The sequence below is a fragment of the Acidimicrobiales bacterium genome (assembly GCA_022452035.1).
Classification (GTDB): domain Bacteria; phylum Actinomycetota; class Acidimicrobiia; order Acidimicrobiales; family MedAcidi-G1; genus UBA9410.
Genome location: JAKURV010000011.1, coordinates 58,156 through 69,467, shown reverse-complemented (window position 1 = coordinate 69,467; position 11,312 = coordinate 58,156). Strand labels below are relative to the sequence as shown.

Here is an 11,312-nt window from a genome sequence, read left to right as displayed (position 1 = left end):
TACCTGACGGTGCTGGTGCCTGGTGTGAACCTCCTGTGGTTGTCCGTTGCGGCTGTGCTTGATGGGTCGAACCCGTTGGGCAAGGAGGGTGGCGAGAACCATCAGCAGGAGCAGGGGTTCACGGACTTCGGTCCTGATATGTGCACCCAGCCTTGTCAGTTGGGTTGGTCGGCGGCTGACATTCAGGTGTCGATGCGGACTGATCGTCTTGACGAGAACCCGTTCCTGCGGAACTTGTTCCCGTTGATCAAGCCTTCGATTCTGGACATTTCGTTCCTGCAGGTCGACCAGACCGATGGTGACGGCTCTCAGGCCCATGTGGCCGAGCTGGCTACCGGCTGGATGACTGAGAACGCAGACGTTGTTGCCGGCTGGATTGCCGAAGCAGCAGCTGCTGGCTGATCAATTAGGCGTTGATCATCCCCCTGCGGGGGGATGAGGTGAGGAGGCCGGGCCGCAAGGCCCGGCCTCCCACCGTTTTGAACCTCACCGGCCCCGGTCTGACGACCGGCCAGCCGGTAGGGTCGGGCGCCCTCCGGTGGACCAAGGGGAACAAGTGAACGAAACGGATTCGACGAGCTGTTCTCCGACGGACTCGACGGCCCACCGACCGCCGGCCGTCGAGTTGAGTGGCATATGGAAGAGATTCCCTGGCGTAGTCGCTAACGCAGGGGCACACCTAACCGTTCTGACCGGAACGGTGCACGCCGTTCTGGGAGAAAATGGGGCGGGAAAGTCCACCCTGATGAACGTCTTGGCCGGTGTCTACCGTCCCGACGAGGGCGAGGTCCGTATCGACGGTGCAGCCCGCCACTTCCGGTCGCCGGCCGACGCCCTGGCCGCCGGGGTGGGCATGGTCCACCAGGAGTTCCGTCTCGTGCCGTCGTTTACCGTGGCGGAAAACGTTGTGCTAGGTGCTGTTGATCGGATTGTCCGACGACAGTCCATCGAATCGGCGGTCGGAGATCTGGCCGAACGATTCGGCCTGGCCACTGATCCCGTCCGACCGGTTTGGCAACTTTCGATGGGGGAGCGCCAGCGAGTCGAGATCCTCAAGGCGCTGTGGCGAGACGCTCGCATCCTCATCTTGGATGAGCCCACAGCAGTGCTCACGCCAGGCGAGGCCGACGAGCTGGGTGGTGTTCTTCGGCACATGGCTGACGACGGTCGCACGGTGGTTTTCATCAGTCACAAGTTGCACGAGGTGACCGGCTTCTGCGACGAGGCCACGGTTCTCCGTGGTGGCGAGACGGTCGCCGCCTCGCTGCCGGTGAACGGGACGGACGCCTCGACGTTGGCAGGTCTCATGGTGGGATCGGCTCCGATGGCCAGCGAACGCCCACCGCCTTGTGTCGTCGGCGAGCCCATGCTCGAGGTAGAGGCGTTGTCCTGTCTGGGAGATCGGGGTCTCCAAGCCCTTCATGAGGTCGACCTGACGGTGTATTCCGGTGAGATTGTCGGCATCGCCGGGGTGGCTGGAAACGGGCAACGTGAGTTGGCGCAGGCCATTGCCGGACTACGCCCGACTACCGGCGGTTCGGTACGCCTTGGTGGAACCGATCTCACAACGTCTACACCCCGCCAGCGGTTTATCGCTGGGCTGGGCTATATCCCTGAGGACCGTATCGGCGTGGGTCTGGCTCCCCGGTTGAGCGTCACTGACAACGCCATCCTCCGGACCTACACGTCGCACCGAAAGGGCCCGTTTCTTGACGCTGGAGCGGCGACCAATCACTGCCAGGACCTCGTCGACCGATTCGGCGTGCGGACCGGACCCTTGGACGAACCGATCGCCGGATTGTCGGGTGGGAACCTGCAACGGCTGCTGGTCGGGCGCGAGTTGAGTGATCATCCTCAAGTTGTGGTTGCGGCCCAGCCGACCCGAGGTCTCGACGTCCAGGGCGTCAAGGCGATCCAGGACCTCCTGGTGGCCGAGCGGGGAGCTGGTGTCGCCGTCCTGCTGATCTCCGAGGACCTCGACGAGCTCTTGATGCTGGCCGACCGCCTGCTGGTGATGCACGACGGCCGAGTAGTGGCCGAGTTCAATCCGGAGACCGCCCGACGCCATGCCATCGGAGAGGCGATGGTTGGGCATGTTGCGACGGGAGCCGCGACATGAGCCGTCCGGTACTTGCCCGGCGAGACCAGGTGCTTCGGGGTGGTCAGCCCCTGGCGTTCGGGGTCGGCCTCCTCGTGGCCCTCGTCGTGGGCGTTGTCCTGCTCATGGGGTCCGGGCATGATCCGATACGGGTCTACGAGCGAATGTTCGATGCTTCTCTGGGAGGTTCTCGAGCCTGGTCCGTCACCTTGAACCGTGCCGTGCCGTTGGGCCTGGCTGGTTTGGCGGTGGCTGTAGCCGGCTCAATGGGCCTCTGGAACATCGGCGCCGAGGGCCAGATCATGGCTGGTGCTATCGGTGCGACATGGGTGGCTCGGATCGGTGAGGGCTGGCCGGGACCGGTCCTGGTTCCTGCCATGCTTGCTGCCGCCGTGGTGGGTGGCGGGTTGTTGGCGCTGGGGCCTGCGGTGGCCAGGGCACGGATCGGTGTCAATGAGATCATCACCACGTTGATGCTTAATGAGGTGGCGCTTCGACTGGTCCAGTGGCTAATCCACGGTCGGTGGAAGGACCCGGACTCCCACGGCTTCCCTCTGGCCCCGATGCTTCCCGAACAGGGTCGATTGCCGAACCTGTTCGAGCGGGCCCATGTGGGCGTGGTGCTAGCCGGCGTGGTCATCGCACTGTTCGGGCTGGCGGCGAGCAGAACCGCGTGGGGCTACGAGCTTCGGGTAGCCGGCTCCTCGGGGGCTACAGCCCGTTATGCCGGAATTTCCCTTCAGCGCAAGATCCTGACCGTCCTAGTGGTGTCCGGTGGCGTCGCCGGCCTCGCAGGCGGCGTGGAGTTGACCGGGGCCTCCGATCGGATCACCGAGGGGCTTTCCAACGGATTTGGCTTCGCGGGGATCATCGTGGCCGCCCTGGCCCTTATGCGGCCGTCGGGAGTCGCCGCGGTGGCACTGCTGTTCGGTGCGGTTCAGATCGGAGGCCAGAGCATCCAGACCATGGGGGTGTCCTCCTCGGTCTCGACCATCCTGCAGGCGCTCATCCTTTTTGGGGCCATTGCAGCTGGTGTATTTAGCCGGTACCGGGTGGAGATGGTGTCTGGCGACGCCGCGGAGGCTGTCGCATGATCCGGGAGCCTGGCTCGTGAACGAGGCGTCGGTCATCGGCCTCCTGGAGGCCACGGTGTCCTTTGGAGCCCTGTTGTACCTGGCTGCCCTGGGCGAGATGATCACCGAGAAGGCCGGAATCCTGAACCTGGGGGTTGAGGGGATGATGGCCATGGGTGCCGTCACCGGGTTCGTGGTTGCGCTCCACACCGGGAATCCCTGGGTGGCCCTGGCTGGGGCGGTGGCCGCCGGCGCGGCCGTGGCCCTCCTACACGGCCTGTTCACCGTGGTGATGGGAGCCGATCAGGTTGTGTCGGGCCTGTCGCTGACCATCTTGGGTATCGGCCTCGCTGCCTACCTCGGAAAGGGCTCTGTTGGGCGGCCGTCGGGGGCCGAGTTGTCCTCTGTGGACTGGGGGCCGCTCTCCGACGTCCCATGGCTCGGACCGGTGTTGTTCCAGCAGTCCCCGTTCGTCTACCTAGCCGTGGTGGCCGGGGTGGTGGCCTGGTTTGTGCTTGGCCGGACCCGGTTGGGCCTCGCCCTCCGGGCGGCCGGCGAGTCGGCTTCCACCGCGGATGCAGCCGGGCACTCGGTGGCCGGCCTGCGCCTGGGGGCGGTGGCCACGGGCGGTGCCCTGGCCGGAACTTCAGGGGCCTACCTGACGCTGTCCCTCACCCCACAGTGGGCCGAGGGCATCGTGGCCGGTCGAGGATGGATTGCCGTGGCTCTCGTGATCTTCGGCGCCTGGCGGCCAGGAAGGGTGGCCCTCGGTGCACTTCTGTTCGGCTTGACGTTGGCGCTGAAGACCCGCCTGCAGACCTTCGGCGTGGACTTCTCGCCGATCCTGCTGTCCATGCTCCCGTACCTGCTGACGGTGGGCGTGCTGGTGGCCATCTCGATTCGGGCTCGGAACCGGCCGTCGCCGGCTCCGGCAGCCCTGGGTATCGCTTACCGACGCGAGGAACGCTGAACAAGGCCATTGGCCGATTGGCGTCGACTCTCCGTTCAGCTCCGTTCGACTCCGGTCAGGAGGACGGTGACCGCCTCATCGGCACCGATGCACTCATCCCGTCGGGCAGCCAGTAGCCCGGCCAGTCCGGCTGTGCCCGTAGCATCGGCTGGGACTGGGGAATGGGCGGCGACCAGGCGGTAGGCCTCCACCACGTCCTCCTCCGGGGCTACCACCGGACCCCCAGGGACGGTCCCGAGGAGCATGTCGTGTACCACGGACCGCCAGTCGTAGGCCACGTCGTCCAGTATCGCGGTGGCTGCCGACGAAGGGTCGTCCCACGCCCACATGGCGGCACCCTCGGGATCAGCCAGGGCGGCCATGGGATCGACCGCTTCGGACACCAGGTTGAAAGCCCGGGCCAGCGGCGCACACCCAGCCGCCTGGACGGCGATCAGCGGGGGCCGGCGTTCCAGGCCGCCCAGGGCCACCGCGTCGTCCAGGGCCTGGGCTGTGCTGCTGGCCAGCGCACCGCCCCCTACCTGGACGAACAGGCGGTCGGGCGTTAGCTCGGATCCTGACCAGGCGGCAGCCAGCTCGAAGCCCAGGGTCCGGCCACCGTCCAGGGTCAGGAGGTTGTCGGTCCCCTGGCATCCGAAGGCGAGAGCTCCCTCGGAGACCAGTTCCCGGAACCGCAAGATGCAAGGGTCACCGGACTCGCCGTTACGCCGCTTACAGGTCCGGACGTCGGCTCCTAGGTCGGAGAGGCGGTCCAGCACCACTGGGTCGGCCCAGGTGGGCACGTGGACGACGAGAGGTCGGCTGGCGGCTCGGGCCACCACCGCGGCGCCTAGTGCTGCGTTGCCACAAGACGAGATGGCCAGCGGGGTGTCGACGGGAACGCCGTCGACGGCCAGGTGGAGGGCCAGGCCGAAGAGGTGGCGGGCCTTGTGGCTGCCTGATACGGCCCCCGTCTCGTCCTTGGCCCAGAGGCCACCGTCCTGGCCGATGGCCGTCGCCAGGTCGTCAAGGCGTTGGAGCGGAGTGGTGCGGAAGCCCCGTCCGTCGACCTCGCCTACCGCGTCGTCTAGTCGCCTGACTTCGTCCACGAACCGGTCGTCGGTCCAGCCGGTGGCTAGGGCCGCATGGTGCGACCAGAGCAGCGAGCGGAAGGCTACGAAGGGGTTGGGGTCGGCCTCCGCCTTCGGATCCGGCCACCGGGCACCCGGTGGCCGGCCTAGCAGGCCGATGGACCGGTCGCGTTCACCGGTCGCCGTTCCGTCCATCGGCGTCGTCGGCTCCGGCCGGTTAGCCGGAGGCCAGCACCCCGGTGCGGTCGTTGAACTCGTCAATCATGGCGTCCCACGTGGGGGCCATGGTCTGGATGTGGCGCCAGAATCCCTGCCCTCGACGGACCTCGAAGTCGGCGAATTCCACACCCTGTTGCTCCACCCACGTGTAGTAGCCGAGGTTGAAGATGCGGTTGCGTCCCGTCTCGTTTAGCACCTCGACGTGGTTGGTGTCCGCTCCGTGAAGATGGGTGGCCACCGCCGCGGCGGCATCGGCCTCCGAGAAGCCGGCGGCGTACCGGCCAGACCGCATGGCCTCCCGTTCGCTCCCGTACAACTCGGCGCCGTCTGTGGCTACGGTGACGATGGCATCGTCGGGTCCGAGGTCGAGTTCCCGGGCCACCTTGATGGAGGCCACCACGTTGCAGATGCTGGACAGCCCGAGGTGTCCGAGCGTCCCCAGGACGGTATTGCCGACGCCGGACGACGCCAGATGGGCTAGACCCTCCGGCGTATTGAACGCCATGCCCAGCTCGTCGCACGCCCGATCGGACACGCCGACCACCACATCGGTGTTGGTGATGTTGTGGATCAACGGGATGTGCTTGTCGCCGATGCCCTGGATGTTGTGTTCGCCGAAGCCGTTGTAGAGCATCGTCGGACATTCGAGCGCCTCGACCGCCGCGATGCGGGCACCGTGGTCGGCTTTGAGGCGTTCACCGGCGGCCAGGGTGCCCGACGACCCAGAGGCGGCGACAAAAGCGGCCAGCTGGAGGTCGGGCCTCACCGACGCGTAGTGCCGGTACAGGTGCTCTAGAGCTCGACCGGTGACCTCGTGGTGGCCGACGTGGTTGGCGAACTCGGTGAACTGGTTGAGGATGAAGTTCTCCGGGTCCTTCTCCAGTTCGTCACAGGCGTCGTAGATCTCTTTGACGTTGCTCTCCGAGCCCGTGGTTCGGATGACGTCGCCCGGATCGGCGATCCACTCATCGAGCCACTCGAAACGTTCCCGGCTCATGTTCTCGGGGAGCACGGCTACGCCGCGACAGCCCATGAGCCGTGAGATGGCCACCCCTCCCCGGGCGTAGTTGCCGGTGGATGGCCAGATGGCACGGTGGACGGTGGGGTCGTACTCGCCGGTGACCACCCGGGGAACCAGGCAGGCGTATGCGGCCAGCACCTTGTGGGCGCCGATCATCGGGAAGCGGTTGCCAAAGGCCACGATGATGGGGGCGGCCACGCCAGTCATCTCGGAGGGAAGCACCACGTGCTCGGGGAGGTCCACGACCCCCCCGTGCAGGTCGTTGTACCAGTGGACCCGGAACAGGTTGCGGGCGTTGGCGGCGTTGCGGTCCACGCCGACCAGACCGGCCCGGACTTCCTCGGGGATGCGGGTCGGGTCGGCCAGTTGGGCGAAGGTGGGTAGGGCGATGCCCTGGGTCCGGAACCGATCGACGCTGCGTGCGTAGCGGTCGGCGTCGACCACGTCGGTGGCCAGACCGAAGCGGGAGGGGTCGAACGTTCCGACGTCGAACGACGGGATGTCGAACGCGCCGATACCGGCATCGGGGAGAGTGCTCATGGTCGCAGGCTAGCCAGTTCCCACGGATTGGATTGACAAAATGTTGATCTCGGAAGGTAGGACGACGGTAGTCGCCCACACCACGTGGGACGACGTGTCCGATACCACGTCGGGGTGCCGCGGATCCAGGACGCCGCGATGCAAGGCTGTCCCCCGTGGTTCGCCGGATCCTCAATGTCGTGATGACCCTTGGCGTCATCGGGGTAGTCGTGATCATCGCGGCGCGCGTGGCCGAACCCTCGGTGCGGCCCATCCTGTACCCCGCCTCTGTGTCTCCGGCGACGACCGTCGTACCGGCTCCCGCCGAGGCGTCGGCGGTAGCCGCCCCGGCAACCACGACCACTACGACGGCGGCACCGTCCACGACCACTGTCGCTCCCGTCGCCACAACGACCACCACGACGACCACCACGGTGGCCCCGGTGGACGAAGTGGCGGTGCTGACAGCGCCCTACGCCTGGGGGCCGAGTGTGGACGCCGTCCTGCTCCAGGAGGTGCTGGGGGTATCGGCCGACGGCTGGTACGGGCCGGCTACCCGAGTGGCGCACATTGCTGAGAACGAGGCCCGGGGGCTCTCGGTCGACGGCGTCCCGGCGCCTCCCACCACCACGACTACCGCCGCTCCCGCCACCACGACTACCGCCGCTCCCGCCACCACTACGACCACCACGACCACCACTGTTTCGCCGGCCACCACGGTTGCTCCGACCACCACGGCACCGACCTCTACTACGACGGCTGCTCCGACGACCACCGTTTCGCCGCCCAGCACGACGGTGGGGATGTTCGGGAACCTGGGGGCCCAACTGGTGGCCCAGCTGCTGGGCCAGCCCTGTATCGCCGACGGGGACCTCAGTGATTGTGGCCCCGAGGTCAGCGCACTCATCCAGGGTCTGGTCGGCTGACCGGACTGTTCGACCTGCGGGGGTGGGTGGGCCCGACCCCCACTTGAGTATCGAACACCTGTTCGATACTGTCGAGAGGTGGGATGGTCCAACCCCCGGATGCCGTGGCGTGAGCTGGAGGTTCGACTCTCCGATCGCCCGTTCGACCCCGTACCCCGGTCGGCGTCGTCCGGGGAGGGCCGGCCGGTTCCGGTCCCGTCCTCGTCGGGCCCCCGGGTTGTCGACCCAGTGCCCTACGCCGAGCTGCATTGCCACTCCCACTTCAGTTTCCTGGACGGTGCCTCATCCCCGGACGAGCTGGTGGCCGAGGGGGCCCGTCTAGGCCTCGCCGCCCTGGCCCTGACCGACCACGACGGTTTCTACGGGGTGGTGCGGTTCGCCGAGGCGGCCCGCGAACACGGCCTTCCCACGGTGTTCGGCAGCGAGTTGTCGCTGGACACCCCGACGGCCCGCGTCGGCACGCCCGACCCGGCGGCCCACCACTTGGTGGTCCTGGCCGACGGACCAGCCGGCTATGCCCGGCTGGGCACGGCCATCACCGAGGCGCAACTAGCCGGGACCAAGGGCCATCCCCGCCTGTCGTTGGACCTTCTGGCCGAGCTGGCTGGGACCGATCCACGGTGGATGGTCCTCACCGGATGCCGGAAGGGCACCGTTCCGGCGGCCCTGGAGTCTGGAGGGCCGACGGCGGCCCGCCAGGCTCTAGACGACCTGGTGGATCGGTTCGGCCGGGACCGGGTACTGGTCGAGGTTTGGGACCACGGCCACCCGGTGGACGCTGAGCGGAATGACGCCCTGGCCGGAGTGGCCGCTGCCGCCGGGGTCGGGCTGGTGGCCACTAACAACGTTCACTACCACCGGCCGGCCCGTCGTCGGCTAGCCACCGCCCTGGCCGCTGTCCGGGCCCGCCGGTCTATGGACGACCTGGACGGCTGGCTCCCGGCGGCCGGCACTGCCCACCTCCGGTCGGGGGCCGAGCAGGAGCGACGGTTCGCCCGATGGCCCGGGTCGGTAGCTCTGGCCGCCGAGGTAGGTCGGCGGTGCGCCTTCGACCTCCGCCTGGTGGCCCCCGGCCTACCGCCCTACCCATGCCCTAGCGGGCTGGACGAGATGGGCTTCCTCCGACGCTTGGCCGCTGAGGGGGCCACGGACCGGTACGGGCCCCGGGGCTCGGAGTGGGTGGCCGGTGCTTGGGCTCAGGTGGATCGGGAGCTGGACGTCATTGCCACCATGGGCTTCTCGGGCTACTTCCTCGTGGTGTGGGACATCGTCGGGTTCTGCCGTCGGTCTGGAATCCTCTGCCAGGGGAGGGGGTCGGCGGCCAATTCGGCCGTCTGCTACGCGCTGGGCATCACCAACGCCGACGCCGTGGGCCTCGGCCTGCTCTTCGAACGCTTCCTCTCCCCGGAACGCGAGGGCCCTCCCGACATCGACCTCGACATCGAGAGCGATCGACGGGAGGAGGTCATCCAGTACGTGTACGGCCGTTACGGCCGGCGCCACACCGCACAGGTAGCCAACGTCATCACCTACCGGCCCCGCTCGGCGATCCGCGACGCAGCCCGGGCCCTGGGGTACGCCCCGGGTCAGCAGGACGCCTTCGCTCGGGGGGTGGACCGGTGGGACCGGATCGTCGGAGGCCGGGAGGGGGTCTCGGGTGGCACCTCCCGGCTCCCCGACGACGTGGTCGCTCTAGCCGACGAACTGTGCGACACCCCCCGGCACCTCGGGATCCACTCGGGGGGGATGGTGATCTGCGACCGGCCGATGGCCGAGGTCTGCCCGGTGGAGTGGGGACGCATGGCCGACCGGAGCGTGCTGCAGTGGGACAAGGACGACTGCGCAGCCGTGGGCCTGGTCAAGTTCGACCTGCTGGGTCTAGGGATGCTCAGCGCCCTGCACCACACCGTGGACCTGGTGGCCGACCACGAGGGCATCCAGGTGGATTTGGCTCGACTACCCCAGGATGAGGCCGTCTACGACATGGTCTGTGCCGCCGACACCGTCGGGGTGTTCCAGATCGAAAGCCGGGCCCAGATGGCCACCCTGCCCCGTCTCCGACCCCGGTGCTTCCACGATCTGGTGGTCGAGATCGCCCTCATTCGTCCCGGGCCCATCCAGGGCGGTTCGGTCCACCCCTACATCCGACGTCGCAACGGGCAGGAGGAGGTCACCTACCTCCACCCGCTGTGCGAGAACGCTCTGGCCAAGACCCTCGGAATCCCGCTGTTCCAGGAGCAGCTCATGCAGCTGGCCATCGACGTGGCCGGGTTCACCGCCGCCGAGGCCGACCGGCTCCGGCAGTCCATGGGTTCCAAGCGGAGCCACACCCGCATGGAGGCTTTGCACCAGCGGTTCCTGGACGGGGCGGGGGAGCGGGAGGTCCCGTCTAACGTGGCCGAACAGGTCTGGCAGAAGATGGCCGCCTTCGCCGACTACGGCTTTCCGGAGAGCCACGCCGTGTCCTTCGCCCACCTGGTGTACGCCAGCTGCTGGCTCAAGTTCCACCACCCGGCGGCGTTCTGTGCCGGGTTGTTGAACGCCCAGCCCATGGGCTTCTACTCGCCCCACACCCTGGCCCAGGACGCCCGACGCCACGGGGTGGAGGTCCGCACCCCGGACCTGAACCAGTCGGAGGCTGACGCCACCCTCGAACCGGGGGTCTCCGATCGGGGGACACGGGAGGTTTCGGACGTCCCGGCCCCCACCGGTCCGGCCCTGCGGATGGGCATCGGGTCGGTCCGGGGCGTCGGCCGGGACCTGGCCGCTGCCATTACGGCGGCCCGTCCCTACGCGTCGATCGAGGACCTCCAGCGACGGGTGGACCCGGGGCGGTTAGCCATGGAGGCGTTGGCCACCGCCGGGGCGTTCGCCTGCTTCGACGTGGCCCGACGGGAGGCCCTGTGGACGGCGGGGGCCCTGGTCGCCACCGGGCCCGACCGCCTCGCCGGAGTGGTCACCGGAACACAGTCGCCACCCTTGCCCGCCATGACCGAATCGGAATTAGCCCGGGCCGACCTGTGGGCCACCGGAGTATCGCCCGACGGCCACCCCACCCGGTTCCTCCGCTCCCGCTTGGCCGCCGCCGGGGTGGTCACGGCGGCCGACCTTCGGTCGGTGGACGACGGGACCCGGGTTCGGGTGGCTGGGGTGGTCACTCACCGCCAGCGACCCCACACCGCCGGTGGGGTCACTTTCCTGAACCTGGAGGACGAGACCGGGTTGGTCAACGTGGTTGTCTCGAAGGGGTGCTGGGCCCACTACCGGGAGGTAGCGGCCGGCGCCTCGGCGTTGCTGATCCGGGGCCGGGTGGAGGCCTCCGACGGGGTGGTCAACGTGGTGGCCGAGCTCTTGGAGCCGCTTGGGGTTCGGCTCCCGTCCCGATCTCGGGACTTCCGGTGAGCCGTCCCGGTCGC

Annotated in this window: 8 protein-coding genes; 6 read left to right on the top strand and 2 right to left on the bottom strand. The window is 68.1% G+C overall.

Features of this window, described 5'->3' with window-relative positions:
• The 4 genes from MK181_05660 to MK181_05645 all read left to right on the top strand — a co-directional run.
• A partial coding sequence (locus MK181_05660) for a hypothetical protein (GenBank protein MCH2419283.1) occupies positions 1–402 on the top strand: 402 nt, incomplete at its 5' end.
• 298 nt (positions 403–700) lie between these two features.
• Complete coding sequence (locus MK181_05655) at positions 701–2,119, top strand: ABC transporter ATP-binding protein (protein ID MCH2419282.1); 1,419 nt, start codon at positions 701–703, stop codon at positions 2,117–2,119.
• Positions 2,116–3,192 (top strand): ABC transporter permease, encoded by a 1,077-nt coding sequence (locus MK181_05650; protein ID MCH2419281.1) that lies wholly within the window; start codon positions 2,116–2,118, stop codon positions 3,190–3,192. Before MK181_05655 ends, MK181_05650 begins: the two co-directional genes overlap by 4 nt.
• 16 nt (positions 3,193–3,208) lie before the next feature.
• A complete protein-coding gene (locus tag MK181_05645; protein ID MCH2419280.1) occupies positions 3,209–4,141 on the top strand; it encodes an ABC transporter permease in 933 nt (310 codons plus the stop codon).
• A gap of 35 nt (positions 4,142–4,176) precedes the next feature.
• On the opposite strand, the gene MK181_05640 is transcribed toward MK181_05645, so the two are convergent.
• Together MK181_05640 and MK181_05635 are read right to left on the bottom strand one after the other, a co-directional pair.
• Positions 4,177–5,406 (bottom strand): pyridoxal-phosphate dependent enzyme, encoded by a 1,230-nt coding sequence (locus tag MK181_05640; GenBank protein ID MCH2419279.1) that lies wholly within the window; start codon positions 5,404–5,406, stop codon positions 4,177–4,179.
• Between the two features lie 22 nt (positions 5,407–5,428).
• Entirely contained in the window at positions 5,429–6,991 is a 1,563-nt protein-coding gene (locus MK181_05635) for a pyridoxal-phosphate dependent enzyme (protein MCH2419278.1), read from the bottom strand.
• Between the two features lie 155 nt (positions 6,992–7,146).
• On the opposite strand from MK181_05635, the gene MK181_05630 reads away from it, so the two are divergent.
• Both MK181_05630 and MK181_05625 read left to right on the top strand, forming a co-directional pair.
• Positions 7,147–7,896 (top strand): hypothetical protein, encoded by a 750-nt coding sequence (locus MK181_05630; protein MCH2419277.1) that lies wholly within the window; start codon positions 7,147–7,149, stop codon positions 7,894–7,896.
• A 78-nt stretch (positions 7,897–7,974) separates the two neighbouring features.
• Positions 7,975–11,298 carry an error-prone DNA polymerase gene (locus MK181_05625; protein ID MCH2419276.1) on the top strand — a complete coding sequence of 1,108 codons (3,324 nt, stop codon included), beginning with the start codon at positions 7,975–7,977 and terminating at the stop codon, positions 11,296–11,298.
• Positions 11,299–11,312 lie beyond the last annotated feature (14 nt).